This is a genomic window from Alphaproteobacteria bacterium, assembly GCA_041396705.1.
GTDB lineage: Bacteria > Pseudomonadota > Alphaproteobacteria > CALKHQ01 > CALKHQ01 > CALKHQ01.
Genome location: JAWKYB010000002.1, coordinates 673431 through 690646, shown reverse-complemented (window position 1 = coordinate 690646; position 17216 = coordinate 673431). Strand labels below are relative to the sequence as shown.

Genomic DNA, 17216 nt, shown 5'->3' with positions numbered 1-17216 from the left:
GCTACCGCGGCGCCACGACTTCGATGTCGACCCGGCGGTTCTTGGCGAGCTCGCTCGCCGTGCAGCTGCGCGCGCTGCAGTCGACCACCGGATCGGCGTCGGCCAGGCCGATCGCCTCCAGCTCGGTGCCGTCCATGAACCGCGACAGCACCTGCACCACCGCCTCGGCCCGCGCCTCGGAGAGCTCGACGTTGGAGGCGAAGCGCAGGTTGCTGATCGGCACGTTGTCGGTATGGCCGATGACGCGGATGGTACCGGTCACCTTCTCCAGCCCGCCGGCGACCTCGCCCAGCGTCGGCTCGAAGCTCTCGGCGATGGTGGCGCTGCCGCTGCCGAACATGCCGTCGGTGCCGATGCGCACGATCACCCGCTGGTTGTCGCCGAGCAGCTCGATCGGCCCGCCCGGCTGCGGGCGCAGGAAGTCGTTGAGGATGTCGTAGTTGCCGGGCGGCGGCGGCGTGGCCGCGGCGGTGTCCAGCGCACTCTGCGCCGGGGCCGGCTCGGTCCGTTCCGGCCGCACCAGCGTGACCTCGCCCTGCGGCGGCAGCCGGAACAGGTCGCGGAAGGTGCCGTCGCTGTCGGTGTTCAGCCAGAAGCGCAGCCCGAGATAGACGATGGCCGCGATCGCCAGGCCGATCAGCGCCGCCACCCACAGCGGCACCACCGCCTTGGTGCCGCGCCGGGTGGTGGTGACGCCCATCCAGTGCGGCGACAGCGCCCGCTCATAGTCGCCGCGGCGCCGCCGGATCAGCCGGTGCAGCGCGTCGCGGATGCGCGCCAGCTCGGACGCGCCGTTGGGCAGCACGCGCAGGCGGCCCTCGAACCCCAGCGCCAGGCACAGGTACATCAACTCCAGCGCCGGCTGGTTGCGCTCCTGATCGCGCTGCATGTAGTCGAGCAGGGTATAGAAGCGGTCGCCGCCCCAGGCCTCGCGGTGGAAGGTGGTGACCATGCCGCGCCGCGACCAGTTGCTGGCGCTGCCCCAGGGCGTGTTCTGCACCACGTCGTCGACGGTGGCGCACAGCGCGTACTGGCCGGCGCCGACCACCTTCGGCTCGATGCCGGCGGCGATGGCGCGGCGGGTGAACTGCTTGATCTCCTGGATCACCAGCTGGCGCAGCTGGTCGACGTCGTCGTGCCGCACCGTGTTGCGGATGCGGTTGATCAGGCCGAGCAGCGGCGAGGCCTCGGTGACCAGCGGGTTGATGCCGGGCATCCGCGCCAGCGGCGGCGCGGTCGGTTGTGCCGCGCGCAGCCGCTCGGCCGCCCGCCGCCCGCCCGGGCTGGGCCGGATGACGGTCGATTCCGTCTCGCCGTGGTCGGCGAAGGGGTCGTCGCTGCTCATCGGCTAGCCACGGATCGCCCACAGTTCGAGCTCGGCCTTCGGGAAGTCGCCGGCCAGGTGGATTGCCAGCCCGCCGGACTGGCCGAGCTGCTTCCAGAACTGGCCGGTACGGTCGAGCTCGAAATAGGTGACGCCGGCGCTGAACGGGATCTGCCGCGGCGCAACCGGCAACGGCCGCACCGTGATGCCGGGCAGGGCCGCGTTGACCAGGTTGCGGATCTGCTCGACCGGGCCGATCTTCACCTGGGCCGGGAAATGGCGGCGGATGTCCTGCGACGGCGCGTCGGCACGCACGGCCAGCACGAAGCTGGCCGAGGTCAGCAGGCTGCGGTCGGCGATCTGGCCGACGCGGATGCCGTATTTGCGCTCCTGCAGCGGGATCGGAATCGCCGTCTGCTCCAGCACCGCGCTGAGCGACCGGCGCAGCGCGGTGACCACCGGCTGGAACGTAGCCTGCAGGTTCTCGTGGTCGTAGGCCGGGAACTCCGGCGGCCGCTTCGACGCCTCGGTGAAGGTGGCCATCTCGCCGGCCATCGCCACCAGGGCCTGGTACAGCGTCTCCGGGTGCAGGTCGGCGCAGGCGGCCAGGTGGCTGACCAGCGGCAGGCTGCGGTTGACCAGCAGCAGGAACAGGAAGTCGGCGATCTCGCCCGTCGCCTTGCCGCCGGCCTCCGCCACCCGGCCGGCCAGCGCCGCGCCGCGCTGGTGCAGCAGGCCCTGCAGCTCGGTGATGTAGCCGGCCAGCATCGACGAGGTGGCGCAGTCCAGGCAGGGCGGAATGTAGCTCTCGTCGAGCTTGATCTTGCGGTCGGCGCCGACCTCCTGGATGCGGGCCAGCCCGATGCGGACGTAGCCGGCGGTCTCCGCCCCGTGCAGGGCGTAGGTCAGGTCGAGCTTGCCGATCTCGAGTTCCGCCACCGCCTCGGAGCCGACCACGGCGTCGGTCGCCTGGAACGCCGACGAGCGGTAGCGGGTGATGGCGTCGACGTTGGACTTGCCGGCGAAGTCGTAGCCGCCCGGCTGGCGCACCGGCAGGCACAGATAGACGATGCGGTCGCGCACGTTCTCCGACGGCTCCAGCGGCACCGGATGATCGGTGTCCTCCGGGATGCTGAACGGCGTGCCGTCGGGCAGCACGCCGCGGCAGACGCTGACCGCGAAGCCGCCGGTCTCCAGCAGTTGCCGGTTCACCGCCAGCTCGGAGATGCCCCAGCGATAGGGCGCGATGCCCGCGGTGCGCCCGCGCACCAGGTGCTCGACATAGCGATCGTGCTGCTGGAAGTGCTGCGGGCGAAGGAACATGCCCTCCGACCAGACGACCTTGTTGTCCCACGACATCCGGTTGTTCCCGCCTCAGCCTGTGCCGGCCGGACGCGCTGTCAGCGCCCGGGACCGAATCGCGTTGATATTACTGACTTTCATCGGATTGCTCTTCCCCGTCCTCGCTGACCACCGGCGGTTCCGGCGCGATCAGGACGACTTCGTTGCTCTGCAGCTTGACCTGGATCTCGACCGCCTGGCTCGGCGTCAGCGGCACGCTGGCGCTGAACTTGGCGTTGTCGATGTCGCGGAAGGCGGCGAGCACCGCCAGGAACGTCGCCGCCGGGTCGAGCGCAAGCTCGACATCCTTGATGTCGCCCGGGGCGATGATGAACTGCTGCTTGGTCTTGATCGCCTCGCCCAGCGTCTGCTGGTCCTGCTCGAACAGCTCGTAATAGCCGCCATTGTTGAAGGCGGCATCGTCGGTCAGCCCGTAGATCACCACCACCACCGGCGACGGCCGGTTGGTGCGGTCCGGGTTGAGGAAGGGCGAGGCTTCGACGCTGAGGGTGACCGCGGTCGGCGGCGGTCCTTCAGCCGGGTCGTCGGCGCAGCCGGCGACGGCAAGCGCCATGGCCCCGGCCAGCGCGGCCGCCCACGGGCGCGACGTCTGCGGTGCAGGTTTCCGACCCGGCCCGCGGACCGCGGCCCGCAGGGGCGGCGGCGCCGGATGATGTAACCTGCTCAAGCGCACGACGATCGGTTCTTACCGTTATTTCAGCTTGCGGGACTGCTCTTCATACGCTTGCGAAAACTCCTTTGTAAAGAACTCGTGGAACTCCGACTCGGCATCGCCGGCAATCGAGGCGTAGAAATCGCAATACACTTCCCAATATTTCGACTTGCGTGCCCCCGGCAATAGACTGTTCAGCACCGACGTCTCTTCTAGCCGGCGCGACAATGCCTGCGGATCGAACTTGGCCAGCAGCCGGCGCAGCGCCAGGTGCATTGCCGCCATCGTCGCCACCTGGTGGGCCTGGACGTCGCGGAAGCCCAGCTCGACCGCATCCTGCGGCGCGAGGAAGCCGCCGCCGGGCCGGCGCAGCAGTGCGACGATGCCTTCCTCCAGCGACAGGCCGAGCTTCAGCGGGTTGTTGCTGGTCGCGCCGATCATGGTGCGCGAGACGTCCAGCTCCTCCTTGATCTCGGCGCGGGTGGCCAGCGCCTCCTGCAGGCCGGCGACCATCGCCCGGAACACGCGGCCGGCCTCGTACAGCATGGCGGCCGTCTCCGCCTCCGAGACCCGCAGCGAACCCATCCCGGCGCCCTGCAGGAAGGCCCGCAGGGCATCGGCCGCACCCTCGCCCGCCATGGCCGGGGCCGGCGGCGGCGGCGGCGCGACCGGGGCCGCGGCGCGGAACGGGTCGACCGACGGCGGTGGCGATGCCGGCGCCGGTGCGGCCGGCGGCGGTGCGGCGAAGAACGGGGAGCCGGCCTGGGTGTCGTCCGGCGCGGGGGCGAAATCGTCGCCCTCGTCGTCCCAATCGTCCGGGATCAGGTTTGCGCCGCCGGCGGCCGGCGCGGCCGGCTGCGGCGCCCGTGGCGGCGGCGGCGGTGGCGCGGGGGCCACCCGCGGCGGCGCGAACCCGGCCGACGGCGCCGGCACATCGTCGGGGACCGGCGGCGCATCCCAGTCGTCGCCGTGATCGTCGGCCGCGAACGGGTTCAGCGAGACGCGGCCCGGCGAGGGCTTGGCGTAGAGCGTGCCCTCCGGACCGTGCGGCAACAGCGATTCGCCGCCGCCCGGCGCATCCAGCGCGTCGCCCAGGGTGTCGAACGCCCGGCGTCGGCCGACCTGGGTCTCGCGCAGCAGCCGGGCGGCGTCGGCGAACGGATTGGCGCCGGAAACGCCGAGGCCGTCGTCCGCGTCGTCGTCGCCGAGCGCGAAGCCGAGGTCGAACTCCACCTCCTTGCGCGTGTCGGGCTCGTCGGGCAGCGGCGGCAGGAACGGGTCGTCGGCATCGTCGTCGGCCGGAATGGGCGCGGCCGCCCGGGGCTGCGCGGCAAAGGGCGGCGCGGCCGCCGCCTGCGGGCCGACGGGGTCGAGCCTGAGCTCGTAGTCGCCGAGCTGCAGCACATCGCCCGGCGACACCGGCACCGGCTGGTCGCGCGGGGTGCGCTGCGCCGACCCGTTGACGAACACGCCGTTGGAACTGGTGTCGGTCAGCGTGTAGCCGCCGCCGGCCGCGGTGACGGTGCAGTGGTACTTCGACAGGGTGCGGCCCGGGTCGGCCAGCACCAGGTCGTTGTCCGGCGCGCGCCCGATGCGGACCGACCCGCCCTGCAGCGTGACCGACTGGTCGAATCCCGGCGGCACCCGGGGCGGGTTGGTGATGGTCAGTCGCAAGCTCATGTCCGCCTCGAAATCCTGCGCATCGGCAGCGGTCTGCCCGACACTATAGCCGATCGGGCGCAGGATGCGACCGGGCAACGCCTCACCCGGCGGCCACCTTGCGGCCGTCGCCGCCCTCGGCGATGTCGAGCGCCTGCAGCAGGAAGCGGTGGCGCTTGCGATCGGCGTCGTCGGCATCCGGCTGCACCGCCGCCAGCAGCACCGCGCCGACGACGGCATTGCCGGTCAGCGTCTCCGCCGGCTCGACCGGCGGCGCCTCCGGCGGGGCGATGCTGCCGCCGCTCCAGAACGCCGCCGCCGCTGTCCAGTGGGCGGCGCGGTCGAATTCCGTCTGCATCGCCAGGTCCATCGCCGCGCGCCGGCTCTTGTCGTGCGGCCGATAGACCCAGGCCTCGCTGGCCTGGATGATCTCCATGTCCGGCGCCAGCGGCTGGGCCGGCTGGGCCTGGCGGGCGCATTGGCACGCCCACCACACCGCTTCGCGCCGCGGCAGCGCATAGGCCAGCAGCCGCAGCGCATCGGTCAGCAGGTCGGCCTCGGCCAGGGCGGCCAGCAGGTCGCGCACGGTCATGCCCGGCCTGGCCAGCGCCTGTGCCTCTGCCCCCAGATGCGCCGGCGCCAGCAACGGGTCGGCCGACGGCGCGACGATCTTCTTCAGCGGGCCGATGTCGACGTGCATCGCGGTCAGTTTACCTTCACCAGGCCGCCCTGCAGCTGCAGCATGCCGCTGCCGGCGACCTTGGTCATGGAGCCCTCGACGGTGACGGAGGCCGAGCCGGAGGCCTTGACCATGGTGCCGTTGATCGTCACGCCGGACGGGTCGATCTTGACGCTGTTCCCGCCCACCTTCAACTCGATCGACTGCGCCGCCTCGATCGTTACCTGGCCGGCCGACGCCTGCAGCGAGAAGTTGCCGCTGCTGACGGTGACCGTGGTGTCGCCGGTGACGGTCGTCGTGTCCTTGCCCTTGACGGTCGCGCTGCGGTCGGCGTCCACGGTCAGCGTGTCGTCCTTCTTGACCGTCTTGGTGCGGTTGCCCTCGATGGTGACTGTCTCGTCCTTCTTCACCGTGTCGGTGCGGTTGCCCTGCACCTCGATGGTCTCGTCGTTCTTGATCGTCTTCTTGCGGTCGTGGTCGACGGTCAGCGTGTCGTCGTTCTCGACCTCGCGCTTGAAGTCCTTCTCGGCGTGGAAGAAGACCTCCTCCGAGCCCTTCTTGTCCTCGAACCGCAGCTCGTTGGCGTTCGCGGCCGCGCCGCCGGTGGAGCTGCGGGTCAGCACGCCCGACTGCGTCTTGTTGTCGGCCAGCGTGTAGGGCACGCCGTTGTCGCCGTTGTAGACGCAGCCGGTGACCAGCGGCCGGTCCGGGTCGCCGTCCAGGAACTCGACCACCACCTCCATGCCGACGCGCGGGGTGAAGATGGTGCCCCACTTGGCGCCGGCCCAGGCCTGGGCGACGCGGATCCAGCACGAGCTGTTCTCGTCGGACTTGCCGTAGCGGTCCCAGTGGAACTGCACCTTGATGCGGCCGTACTTGTCGCAGAAGATCTCCTGCCCCGACTGGCCGACGACGATGGCGGTCTGCGGGCCGTGCACCATCGGCTTCGGGGTCAGCCGCGGCGGGCGGAACACGACGTCCGCCGGAATGCAGCTGAAGCCGTTGGCATAGCTCTCGCCACCGCCGCCGCCGGCCTGCAGCGAGCCGCCGCTGGCGGTGTGGCTGACCGCCGTCAGCACATAGCTGCTGTCGGCGCCGTCGGGATCGTTCTTCACCTTGATCTTCGCGCCGGGCACGAAGCTGGCCAGGTCGCTGGCGCCGTCGACCACGTGATACCCTGCCTCGACGGTCTCCATCTGCAGGCGGGTCAGCAGCGTGCCGTCGGTCTTCTTGACGTAGAGCCCCGGATACTGGAAGCGCTCGTAGCTGGAGAAGGCCGAGATCGAGATGCCGGTGGCCTGTTCGGTCTGCAGGTCCTTGACCGTGCCGGGCTGCTCGAAGTCGAAGTCGCGCTGGGTCCACTTGCCGGTCTGGAAGCGGTAGTTGGGCTGCCACTGGCTGACGGCGTTGCTGAGCATGGCGTCGCCGGTCAGCTCGACCTGCGCGTCGGCGCAGTCGACATAGGCGGCCTTGTCGTCGGCGATGACGATGGTGTGCTCGCCCTGCTTGTGCTCGATGAAGAAGAAGATGCCTTCCTCCTCCATCAGCCGCTGGACGAAGGCGAAGGCGGTCTCGCCGTACTGGACGCAGTATTCGCGGGTCGGATGGCTCTCCTTGATCACGCCGAACCGGTAGTTGGTCACGTCGTGGCCTTTCAGCACATCCTCGATGATGTCCTTGGCGGTCTTCTCCTGGAAGATCTTGTGGTCGGCCGTCTGGGTCAGCAGCCACAGCGTCGGCACGATGTCGGCGACATAGCTGCGCAGGCCGCGCGCGCCCATCGCGCCGGGCGCGAACCGGCGGACGACGCCGTTGAAATAGCGCGGGTCGCCGCCGGGGCGGTCGATCTTCACGGTCACCGACTTGCCGAGCAGCTTGTCGGGCGTGATGTCGGTCGTCGCCGAGAGCAGGTCGAGCCGGAAATCGAACAGCTGCGACAGGCCCTCCGTCCCGCTGAACCCGGAGATCAGCAGTACGTCCGCGCCGAGCGGCGATTCGACGGAAAGGCGGCGTTCGTCCTGAGTGATCTGGTCAGCCAATGGCCGGAGCCCCTGCACGGCTTGGCCGGCCGAGGGTCACGGCTGCCGTGCCCGTCGCGCCTGCCGGAGAGAGGCGGCCGGCCCCGCACGCGAGGCCGGCCGGGACCTTGGCGCGAATCAGGCCTTGCCGGTGGCCAGGTTGAACGAGGAGGTCACCGGGTCGCCGGCCTTGCCGTCCGGCTGCGTCGGGGTGACCTTGTACTCGACCTTGGTGAAGTTGAGGCTGAGCGATTCCGAGGGCCGGTCGCCGCCGCTGCTCAGCGAATAGCCGCTGATCATGGTGTTCTCCAGCGTGAACTTGGCGATCTCTTCCAGCTTGTCGCCGGTCTTGACGATGGTGATCTCGCACTTCAGACCCTGGTCGGCCTTGCCGGTGGTCGCCTCGGTGAACAGCTGGGCCGAAGCGTTGTCGAGTTCCTTGGAGACCGTCACCTCGCTGATCGACGGCGCCGAAGCCTCGCGGTTGGCCGACGATCCGACCGGGGTCGAGATGCCGCGTCCCACGCCCCACTGCAGCGAGTGCAGCTCGATCTGGTCCTTGAACCCTTCCGCCGTGACGTTGCCTTTGATCTTGTCGCCAAGCTTCATGTAGATCGCCATAGGTCTACTCCATGCTCACCGCAGGGGCGCGGTTCCAGATGTTGTTGCGACTGGCCTGTTTCGCGCTTTGATACCTGGCTCGGCAGGCCGACTGCTGACACGTCCGCTGCAAACGCCGTCCGTCGCGACCCGGCACCATCCTTGCCGCGGGGAGCGGCAGCCGGTGCGGACGCTTTATACACGGGTTCCAGTCCCGAACGATACCGTTGTTTGTGAACCGGATTTCATTCACAGCGACTTAACGTCCCTAGACATGGCGTGCCTTCACCCCGCTTCGCTGTGCCGGCCGTCACACCAGCGCGAATTCGGCATCTTTGAGGTCCGCCTTGGGTGCATGGGCGATCAGCCAGCCGTTCAGGCCCAGCCGGGTGCGGCCGTCCAGGGCGGCCGGCGGAGCCTCGTCGCGCGCGACGGTCAGCTGCAGGCGGCAGGCATATTCCAGGCCCAGATACATCCTCACCAGGTCGCGCAGGCGCGCGAAGGCGGTGCCGCCGGGCAGCAGGTCCTCGAACAGCCGGCCGCGCACCGGCCCGATGCGCAGCCGGATGGTGCCCTGCACGTCCCAGGCGCGGCTGCCGGCCATCGCGGAAACGCCGAGCTGGCAGTTCGATTCCACCGGGCTGCCCGGGCCGGCCAGCCGGGTCTGCACCTCCGCCGGCAGCTTCAGCCACTGGCCGCAGAACTGGTCGGCGACGACCGGCCGGTCCAGATAGTCGGTCAGCATCGCCTCCAGCCCGCTGACCGAACGCGGCCAGTGGGCATAGAGCCCGGCGTAGTGGAAGAACGCCTCGTCGGCGGCGGCGTGCCGGCGCCGTGCCCGCCCGTGACCGAGCCCGACCAGCCCGGCCAGGAACTGGGTGACGCCGTCGTCGCCGCGCCCGCCGTGCCGCTCGAACGAGAACGGCATCCGGTACTTCACCCACGCCCGGTAGAACAGCGCGATGGCGCGGTGGTTGAACATGTCGAAGAAGTCGCGCATCGCGCCGCTGCGTTCGCGCAGCGCCCGGACCAGGATCTCGGAATAGCCCTGGGGCAGCACGCCGCTCGGCCCGGTCAGGCCCATCAGGTTGACCGACAGCTCGGGCTGCTGCGGGCCGACACGGCGGCGGATCGCGGTCTGCGTCAGCGCCTCGTCGCCTTCGGCCGGCTCCTGGTCCGGCGCCAGGGCGATCCGCTGCAGCTCGCCGGCCGGAAAGGCGAGCCCGGTGGCGGCGCGGAACCGCACCACTTCGCTGTCCGGCCGCGCGTCCTGGCCGACCGGGCGGTCGGCCGACGGCGGCGCGGCGGCGCCCACGCGCGCCGCCTGCTCCAGCAGACGCACCGCCTGGAACAGCGCGAACCGCTCGGGTTCGTGGTGCAGCCGATCGGCTACAGAATCTGTCGCTGACCGGCGCGCGGTGGCCATTTCTTCATCGGGCCCTTGCGTCCCCTGACCCGGGCGACGAACTGGGTGAACGAGTTGGCCGAGGCATAGAGCGCGAAGAAGCGCTCCAGCACGCTGGCCATCAGGAACATGCCGCTGCCGGAGAAGCGCGACGGGTCGAAGGTGACGCTCACCTCCAGCCCCCGGCAGATGGCGCCGACGATGGCGCCCGGCGCACGCGCGGCCGTCGGCCGCGTCGACACCTCGACGATGCCGCCGATCACCGCCCGTGTCTCCGGCGCGTCGCGGAAATCGTACAGCGTCAGGATCTCGCGCAGCGTCGCCGCGGCCTCGTCGCCGGTCAGCGAGAGGTGGTTCAGCGCCAGGTGCGACATCAGCCGGACATAGCCCGCCTCGCCGAAATTCAGCCGCAGCGTCGATGTCGGCGCGGTGACGCAGACGATGCCGGCCACCGCCGCGTTGGGCTCGACGAAGCGCAGCTCCGGGTGGCCGCCGCCGAACGGCAGGTCGTCGGGCAGGTTGCGGTTGAGGCAGGTGGTCTCGATCGAGACGATGAGGTCGTGGGCGATATTGGGGTTGAAGTCGAGGTCGACGAAGGCGAGGTGGGTCTGCGTGCCCGGGATGTCGCCGACCGCGGCCGAGCGGCGGGCATGCCAGTAGCGCCTGCCGGCGCTGTCCTCATGGCTGTGGCGCAGCGCGAAGAACGGCTCGAACGCGACGGCGTCGCCCTCGGCGGTGCGCCCGCTGACGTTGTCCACCGAATAGACCTCGGTCCCGCGCGGCCGGCGCGCATCCGGCACCACGCGGTATTCGCTCTGGCTGTGGGTCAGCCGCACCGGGTCGGCACGCTGCCGGAACAGGTTGACGATCGGCGTGCAGCCGAGGGTGAGGGCATCGGCGGAGACGCCGCGCTCCAGCTCGGTGGCGCTGCGGTCGAAATACAGGAACAGCTCCAGCGTACGCCCGGCGCCGATCAGCGTCTTCGCGTCGAAGCCGGCGATGTCGAAGAACAGGAACTTCTCGGGGAAGGCGAAGAACTCGGTCAGCAGTCGGTAGCCGGCGAAGGAGCGGGCCGGATAGGGCAGCATGCCCTGGTCCGGCCCGAAGCCGACCGGCTCGATCACCGACTTGTCGACGATCACCGGCTCGGTGTCCGCCGGCCCGTCGGCGAAGGCGACCGACTGGGTGTGGTTGAAGATCAGCTCGTAGAGCAGATAGGCGATCTGCGGCTGGGCGCTGATGAAGAAGCGCAGCCGGTCCGGCTGCAGGTCGCTGAACGTCGCCTGCTCGTTCATGCAGCGCAGCGTGATCCGCAGCGCGCCCTCGGCGTTCGGCGCCTGCCGGTTTGCCGGCGCCACCACCGGGCTGCCGCTGAACTGCACCGCGGTCAGCTCGACCGGCCAGACGTCGGTGTCGAAGCAGGTGCGGAAGCGGCAGGTCTCGCCGGCGACCGGCTCGGTGTCGACCTCGGTCATCCGCTTCACGCTGGCGACGCCCTCGGCCGCCGGATCGGCGCGCAGCCGCGCGATCGCCATCGACGGGATCGGCGCCAGATAGTGCGGGTACAGCAGATCGAGCAGCGACTGGGTCAGCTCCGGGAAGTCGTCCTCGAGCTTCAGCCGGGTGCGGGCGTTGAGCAGCGCGAACGCCTCGATCAGCCGCGAGACGTGCGGGTCCTCGACCGTGGTGCCGCTCATCCGCAGGTGGCCGGCGATGCCCGGATGCTGGCGCGCGAAGGACTCGCCCATCTGCCGGATGAACGAGAGCTCGCGGTTGTAGAAGTCGAGCAGCCGGTCAGACATCGAGCACGCTCGTCACCGCAAAGGTCCGTGTGACCGGCTCCAGCACGGAGTCGTAGACCACGTGCTCGGGAAACGGCTCCGCCTCGACCGTGGCGTCGATACGCAAGCGCAACGAACGGTCGAGGCTCTCGCCCGGCTCCAGCAGCTCGACCTTGACGTCGCGCAGCCGCGGCTCGAAGCGCCGGATCGCCTCCTCCACGTCGCGGCGCAATTGCCGGCTCTCCGCTTCGCGCGCCAGGTTGGCGCCGGCGAAATCGGGAATGCCGTAGTTGACCACCGAGCGCGGCAGCTCGCTCATGCCATCGGGCAGCGGCAGGCAGCGCTGGCGGGTGTTCAGCAGCAGCTCGAGGTCGCGGCCGACCGCCTGGCGCAGATGGTCGACCGTATAGCGCTCGCTGTCGCGGATCGAGGTCATTTCGGTCTCGATCAGCAGCCGGTCGAGCACCGACAGCAGCAGCCGCGGCTGGGCGGTGTCACGGGCCATCGGGCTTCACGCCTCCGGCCCTGTCGCGCGGGCGCCGGTCATGCCGCCCGCCGCGCGCTGACCTCGGTGACCAGCTCGAAGGCCGAGATCAGCTGGTCGAGCTGGAAGTGCGGCTGCAGGTGCACGGTGGCGACATAGTCGCCCGGCCGGCCCGGCCGCTCCACCACCGACACCCTGGCGGAGCGCAGCGGATAGCGGGCGCGCTGCTCGTCCGAAGCGTCGGGGCTGGCGTCGATATAGTTGCGCAGCCAGCGCTCGATATGAGCCTGGCAGTCCTCCGGGGTGGCGAACGAGCCGACCTTGTCGCGGCCGATCACCTTGACGTAGTGGGCGAAGCGGGAAACGCACAGCACGTACTGCAGCATCGACGACAGCCGGGCGTTGACCTTGGCGGCGGCGTCCTTGTACTCGCGATAGTGCTGCAGCGACGGGTTGCCGTAGAACGCCGAATAGTCGGTGTCCTTGCATTTCATAAGCGGAATGATCCCGGCGTCGCTAAGGCCGATCTCCTGGGTCTCGGTCAGCGCGACATCGGTCGAGATGCGGATGGCGACGCCGTCGCGGTCGGTGGCGAAGCAGTGCACCGGCAGGTCGGTGACCAGGCCGCCGCTGAGCGAATCGCGCCGGGCGCCGCGGATGTCGGCGAACCAGCGATAGCGCTGGAACGCGCGGATCACGATGCCGGCGAAGGCGAAGCCGGCGCTGCCCCACAGATAGGCGTCGCCGGTGGGGTCGCTGACGTCCTCGCGAAAGCGGAACCGGTCGCGCGCGCGACCGGCATCGGTGTAGGGCAGGCGCATCAGCACGTGCGGCAGGGTCAGCCCGACGAAGCGGGCGTCCTCGGATTCCTGCATCGCGCGCCAGCGCGCGTAGACCGGCTTGCGGAACACGCCCGTGAAACCGGTGGTCGCGCCGATGCCGGTGAAGCGGTCGACCTCCAGCAGCGCCGGCGCGCAGCCCAGGATGCACGGCGCGAACGCCGCCGCGGCGATCTGCGCCAGGCCTTTCAGGGCCGAGATGTCGTCGGTCGGATGGTCGGCGCTCGGGCTGTGCTGCACCTCGTGGTCGACCACCAGCAGGCCGTAGGGCTCGCCGCCGGCGATGCCGAACTCCTGGTCGTAGATCAGCTGGAACAGCGCCGCCTGGTCGAACTCGATCGCCCGCTCGATGTCGCGGCAGATGTCGCGCCAGCGGATGTTGAGCACGCGGATCTTGACGTTGTCCTTCGGCAACAGCTGGCCGGCGAGGTAGCGCACCCCGCGCCAGGTCGCCTCCAGGCGCTGGAAGCGGGGGTTGTGCAGCACGGCGTTGAGCTGGTCCTGCACCAGCTCGTCGATCAGGGCGATCGCCAGCTCCAGCGCGCCAACGAGCCGCTCGCGCAAAGGGCCCCGGCCGTTGGCCAGGGCCCTCTCCAATGCGCGGAACACATAGGCGCCGAAGGCGGCGTCCGCGCGGCGGCCGGTTACAGCATTCATCGGCCGCCGTGCGCGCGGGCTGCCACGGCCGTGGGCCTCAGCCGCCCATCTGCGGAATGCGCGCGACCATTCGCATCGACGCGGTCAGCTCCTCCATCTGCAGCCACGGCCGCATATAGGCCACGGCATGGTAGGAGCCGGGTGCGCCGGGCACCTCCTTCACCTGCACCGTCGCCTCGCGCAGCGGGTATTTCGCCCGCATCTCGGCGCTCGCGTCCGGGTTGGCGTTGACGTAGTTCTTGATCCAGCGGTTCAGCCAGGCGGCGCAATCCTCCGCCTCCATGAACGAGCCGATCTTGTCGCGCGCCATCACCTTCAGGTAGTGGGCGAAGCGGGCGGTCGCCATGATGTACGGCAGGCGGGCCGAAATGGCGGCGTTCGCCGTCGCCTCGGGCCGGTCGTACTTCTTCGGCTTCTGGCTGGTCTGCGCCCCGAAGAACACGGCATAGTCGGTGTTCTTGTAGTGGCACAGCGGCAGGAAGCCGAGCTTGCTCAGCTCCGCCTCGCGGCGGTCGGTGATGCCGATCTCGGTCGGGCACTTCTGGTCGCTGTCGCCGTCGTCGCTCTTGAAAACATAGCTCGGCAGGTTCTCCACCTTGCCCCCGTTTTCGGCGCCGCGGATGGCGGTGCAGAAGCCGTTCTGGGCGAAGGCGTCGGTCAGCCGCGCGCCCATCACATAGGCCGCGTTCATCCAGCAGAACTCCGTGTGGTCCATCGCCACCGGATTGCCGTTGGCGTCGAGCCGGCCTTCCTCGTAGCCGAACTCCTCCACCGGCTTGGTCGCCGAACCGTAGGGCGCGCGCGCCAGCACGCGCGGCATGGTCAGCGTCACGAAGCGGGAATCCTCGCTGTCGCGGAAGCTGCGCCACTTGGCGTACTCGATCGATTCGAAGATCTTCTCCATATCGCGCGGCTTGGAGAGCTCCTCGTAGGATTCGAAGCCGAACATCTTCGGACCGGCCGACGAGATGAACGGCGCGAACGAGGCGGCGGCGATGTTCGACATCCCGGTCAGCAGCTCGATGTCCTCGGGATGGTTGGTGAACTCGTAGTCGCCGATCAGCGCACCGTAGGGCTCGCCGCCGGGCGAGCCGAACTCGGTCTCGTACAGCTTCTTGAAGGTCTGGCTCTGGTCGAACTCGACCGCCTTGCTGAGGTCCTTGTACAGGTCGCGCTTCGACACGTTCAGCACGCGGATCTTCAGCGTGGCGCTGGTCTCGGAGTTCATCACCAGGTGATGCAGCCCGCGCCAGGTGCCTTCCAGCTTCTGGAACTTCTCGTGATGCATCACCGCGGCGAGCTGGGCCGACAGCTTGGCGTCGATCGCCGCGATCGCGGCGTTGAAGGTCTGGGTCAGGTTCTTCGAGAACGTGACCGTGCCGGCCAGGGCTTCCTGGGTCAGCGTCTTCAGCAGGTCCTGGGCCCGGTCGGGCTCGGTCTGCTTGGTCGCCGCGACCATCTGGTCGAGGAGACTGGCCTCCCCGGCTTCGGCGGCCTGGGCTTCGGCAGCTTGGGTTTCAGCCATTACGCACCCTCTCCGTCGGATTTCTTGCCTTCCTCGTCGACGCCGAGCTGGGCGCCCAGCGCCTTCAGGTCCTCGCCGCTCTTCAGCACCTGCTCAAGCAGACCTTCCAGCTCTTCCGAGCGGTCGACCTTCGACATCAGGTCGCGCAGCTTGTCGCGCGTCTCCAGCAGCTTGCGCAGCGGCTCGATCTGGTTGACCACATTGACCGGGTCGAAGTCGTCCATCGAGTTGAACTTCAGGTCGACCGCCATCTCGCTGCCGTCGCCGGCCAGCGTGTTCTCGACCTTCATCTGCAGCCCGGGGGTCATGCGCTTCATGACGTCGTTGAAGTTGTCGCGGTCGATCTGGATGAACTTGCGATCCTTCAACGGCTTCAGCGGCTCGGTCGGGTCGCCCGAGAAATCGCCCATGACGCCGACCACGAAGGGCAGCTCCTTTTCGACCTGGGCGCCCTCGGTCTCTACATCGTAGCGGATGTGGACACGGGGCTTGCGCACCCGTTCCAGCTTATCGTGGATACTCGCCATGGCTTAGCATGCCTCCATTGTGTGGATGGTCGTCGGGCAAAACGAGGCGGGGCAGGCTGCCGGCGCCGCCCACACGGGGCAGACCAGCGGGCAAAGACTATTTTGGCCTTTTTGAACAGACTCTAAATACATCGCCGGATTGCATTTCCGTGGCCGGCCCGGCACCTGCGGTGCGCGACGGCGCCCAAAAACCGTTGGCGGCATGAATCCGAGAGTCCGTTCATTGAGGGACTTTGAACGACACTTCACCGCCGGAGCCCGAGCGGCTGCGCCCATCCTAACGTCATTGCAACGGTTTTGCCAGCCCGCACGGCATCGGCCTGTGCGCAGGCGCACTCCGGGCCGCCGCGGCCCGCGACCGTGTCACTCCTCGCCGCCGTCGGCCCGCGGCTTGATTCCGGCGGCAGTCAGGAACCCGCGGCGGGCGTCGCCGTCTGGCAGCAGCTCGATCAACAGTTCGTGCAGCGACATGCGCCCGCGGCGGACCAGGTCCTCCAGCGTATAGGCGATGGGCGAATGCGGCTCGTTGCGCCGGAAGAACTCCGCCGCCTTCAGGATCAGGCGGAACGCATCCTCGCGGTTGGCGATGACGTCGCTGCCGCCGCGCGGCGCGGCCGCGGCGGCCTCGCCGCCGCCGCCCGCCGCCGGCGCCTGGGCCGCATCGCCCGCCGCTTCCGGCTCCGCCGCCGCCACCGGCATGCGGTCGCGGGCGGCGTACCGCACCAGGTCGATCACGTCGGACATAGACGAGCGGATCGCCCCGGTCGGCGGTCCGTCCGCGCCGCAGAGCTCGTTCAGCACCGCCTCCATTTCGGCGAAGGCGGCGGTCGCTTCCGCGGCATCCTCGAACAGCCGCTGATAGAATCCCGGCGAGGTCGCGTTCACCGCCGCATTGAACTGGTCGACCGTGATCGCACCGGCGTCGATGCGGGCCTGGCGCTTGTCCTCGTCGGCGATGCGGCCGACGGCATCGGCCTGCTGGTAGTGCCAATAGGCCAGCGGGCCGGTATCGCCCGGCTCGGTCAACGGAATCTGGCGGATCGGCATGATCAGCGTGCCGTCGGCGCCCTCGCCGTTCAGGCCGGTCAGCGGCGCGATCTTGGTTTCCAGCCCGTCCTCGTCCTCGACCGGATAGAGGCCGGCCCAATGGGCCCCGACCAGCGCGGTGATCAGCCGGAAGCCGTCGCGCAGCCCGGCGAAGCCGTGGAACCGGACCAGGGCCTCGATCAGCCAGGCGGCGATCTCCAGGTCCTTGCTGCGCTCGGCCAGCACCGCCGGCGCCTTGTCCAGGATCACCCGCCACTGGTCGGGCACGCTGCCGCTCTCGCCCTCCGCCGCGCTCTGCCGCTCGGCGGCGCGGGCGGACGAGCGCGCGTCCTTCAGCTGGTAGTAGATCGATGTCGGCGAGGCGTCGGCGCGCAGGTCCTCGCCGGTCGGCGCCTCGTCGGAGATCGGCGCAACCAGCGAATCGAGATCGAGCACGGGGGCTGTCGCCATGCGGGACTCTTCCTCTGCCGGCGCAGAAATCCGGGCGCCGCGGGGGTGGGGCGGAACGGGCGGCGACACGCTATCATAGGCGACCGGAGGGTCAATCCGAATGTCCCGCGGCCATCGCCGAGGCGGGCGGGCTCTATTGCACGGGGGTCATGAATCCACTAAACCGGCAGCGCTGCGATGGGCGGCCAGGCACCGGCATCCATCGGG

General features: G+C 69.6%; 14 protein-coding genes. All 14 read right to left on the bottom strand.

Annotated elements, in window-relative coordinates:
* Position 1: 1 nt before the first annotated feature.
* The 14 genes from icmH to tssA all read right to left on the bottom strand — a co-directional run bounded on the left by icmH (position 2) and on the right by tssA (position 17009).
* Positions 2-1345 carry a type IVB secretion system protein IcmH/DotU gene (gene icmH, locus R3F55_03195; protein ID MEZ5666438.1) on the bottom strand — a complete coding sequence of 448 codons (1344 nt, stop codon included), beginning with the start codon at positions 1343-1345 and terminating at the stop codon, positions 2-4.
* Positions 1346-1348: 3 nt separating this feature from the next.
* The gene (gene tssK, locus R3F55_03190; protein MEZ5666437.1) at positions 1349-2683 is read right to left on the bottom strand and encodes a type VI secretion system baseplate subunit TssK; all 1335 of its coding nucleotides are present in this window, start codon (positions 2681-2683) and stop codon (positions 1349-1351) included.
* Between the two features lie 70 nt (positions 2684-2753).
* Positions 2754-3239 (bottom strand): type VI secretion system lipoprotein TssJ, encoded by a 486-nt coding sequence (gene tssJ / locus R3F55_03185; GenBank protein ID MEZ5666436.1) that lies wholly within the window; start codon positions 3237-3239, stop codon positions 2754-2756.
* 138 nt (positions 3240-3377) lie between these two features.
* Positions 3378-5018 (bottom strand): type VI secretion system-associated FHA domain protein TagH, encoded by a 1641-nt coding sequence (tagH, locus tag R3F55_03180; protein MEZ5666435.1) that lies wholly within the window; start codon positions 5016-5018, stop codon positions 3378-3380.
* 82 nt (positions 5019-5100) lie between these two features.
* On the bottom strand, positions 5101-5697 hold the full coding sequence (locus tag R3F55_03175) for a hypothetical protein (protein ID MEZ5666434.1): 597 nt from the start codon (positions 5695-5697) through the stop codon (positions 5101-5103).
* A 5-nt stretch (positions 5698-5702) separates the two neighbouring features.
* Positions 5703-7715: a type VI secretion system tip protein TssI/VgrG gene (gene tssI, locus R3F55_03170; GenBank protein ID MEZ5666433.1), complete on the bottom strand. Its 2013-nt coding sequence runs from the start codon at positions 7713-7715 to the stop codon at positions 5703-5705.
* A gap of 117 nt (positions 7716-7832) precedes the next feature.
* The gene (locus R3F55_03165; protein ID MEZ5666432.1) at positions 7833-8315 is read right to left on the bottom strand and encodes a type VI secretion system tube protein Hcp; all 483 of its coding nucleotides are present in this window, start codon (positions 8313-8315) and stop codon (positions 7833-7835) included.
* Positions 8316-8604: 289 nt separating this feature from the next.
* Complete coding sequence (gene tssG / locus R3F55_03160; GenBank protein ID MEZ5666431.1) at positions 8605-9720, bottom strand: type VI secretion system baseplate subunit TssG; 1116 nt, start codon at positions 9718-9720, stop codon at positions 8605-8607.
* Entirely contained in the window at positions 9684-11501 is a 1818-nt protein-coding gene (gene tssF / locus R3F55_03155) for a type VI secretion system baseplate subunit TssF (GenBank protein ID MEZ5666430.1), read from the bottom strand. The genes tssG and tssF overlap by 37 nt, the downstream gene beginning before the upstream one ends.
* Positions 11494-11985 (bottom strand): type VI secretion system baseplate subunit TssE, encoded by a 492-nt coding sequence (gene tssE, locus R3F55_03150; protein ID MEZ5666429.1) that lies wholly within the window; start codon positions 11983-11985, stop codon positions 11494-11496. Before tssE ends, tssF begins: the two co-directional genes overlap by 8 nt.
* A gap of 38 nt (positions 11986-12023) precedes the next feature.
* Positions 12024-13460 (bottom strand): type VI secretion system contractile sheath large subunit, encoded by a 1437-nt coding sequence (gene tssC / locus R3F55_03145; GenBank protein ID MEZ5666428.1) that lies wholly within the window; start codon positions 13458-13460, stop codon positions 12024-12026.
* A 37-nt stretch (positions 13461-13497) separates the two neighbouring features.
* Positions 13498-14985 carry a type VI secretion system contractile sheath large subunit gene (gene tssC / locus R3F55_03140; protein MEZ5666427.1) on the bottom strand — a complete coding sequence of 496 codons (1488 nt, stop codon included), beginning with the start codon at positions 14983-14985 and terminating at the stop codon, positions 13498-13500.
* Positions 14985-15512 carry a type VI secretion system contractile sheath small subunit gene (gene tssB / locus R3F55_03135; protein ID MEZ5666426.1) on the bottom strand — a complete coding sequence of 176 codons (528 nt, stop codon included), beginning with the start codon at positions 15510-15512 and terminating at the stop codon, positions 14985-14987. Before tssB ends, tssC (R3F55_03140) begins: the two co-directional genes overlap by 1 nt.
* Positions 15513-15875: 363 nt before the next feature.
* Positions 15876-17009, bottom strand: coding sequence for a type VI secretion system protein TssA (gene tssA / locus R3F55_03130; GenBank protein ID MEZ5666425.1), 1134 nt, complete (start codon positions 17007-17009; stop codon positions 15876-15878).
* Between the last annotated feature and the right edge of the window lie 207 nt (positions 17010-17216).

Bases quoted from the DNA above. Each gene is read 5' to 3' on its own strand.
- R3F55_03165 (MEZ5666432.1), bottom strand. From the start codon at position 8,315: ATGGCGATCTACATGAAGCTTGGCGACAAGATCAAAGGCAACGTCACG.
- R3F55_03175 (MEZ5666434.1), bottom strand. From the start codon at position 5,697: ATGCACGTCGACATCGGCCCGCTGAAGAAGATCGTCGCGCCGTCGGCC.
- tssJ (MEZ5666436.1), bottom strand. From the start codon at position 3,239: ATGGCGCTTGCCGTCGCCGGCTGCGCCGACGACCCGGCTGAAGGACCG.
- tssG (MEZ5666431.1), bottom strand. From the start codon at position 9,720: ATGGCCACCGCGCGCCGGTCAGCGACAGATTCTGTAGCCGATCGGCTG.
- icmH (MEZ5666438.1), bottom strand. From the start codon at position 1,345: ATGAGCAGCGACGACCCCTTCGCCGACCACGGCGAGACGGAATCGACC.
- tssE (MEZ5666429.1), bottom strand. From the start codon at position 11,985: ATGGCCCGTGACACCGCCCAGCCGCGGCTGCTGCTGTCGGTGCTCGAC.
- tssC (MEZ5666428.1), bottom strand. From the start codon at position 13,460: ATGAATGCTGTAACCGGCCGCCGCGCGGACGCCGCCTTCGGCGCCTAT.
- tagH (MEZ5666435.1), bottom strand. From the start codon at position 5,018: ATGAGCTTGCGACTGACCATCACCAACCCGCCCCGGGTGCCGCCGGGA.
- tssB (MEZ5666426.1), bottom strand. From the start codon at position 15,512: ATGGCGAGTATCCACGATAAGCTGGAACGGGTGCGCAAGCCCCGTGTC.
- tssF (MEZ5666430.1), bottom strand. From the start codon at position 11,501: ATGTCTGACCGGCTGCTCGACTTCTACAACCGCGAGCTCTCGTTCATC.
- tssK (MEZ5666437.1), bottom strand. From the start codon at position 2,683: ATGTCGTGGGACAACAAGGTCGTCTGGTCGGAGGGCATGTTCCTTCGC.
- tssC (MEZ5666427.1), bottom strand. From the start codon at position 14,985: ATGGCTGAAACCCAAGCTGCCGAAGCCCAGGCCGCCGAAGCCGGGGAG.
- tssA (MEZ5666425.1), bottom strand. From the start codon at position 17,009: ATGGCGACAGCCCCCGTGCTCGATCTCGATTCGCTGGTTGCGCCGATC.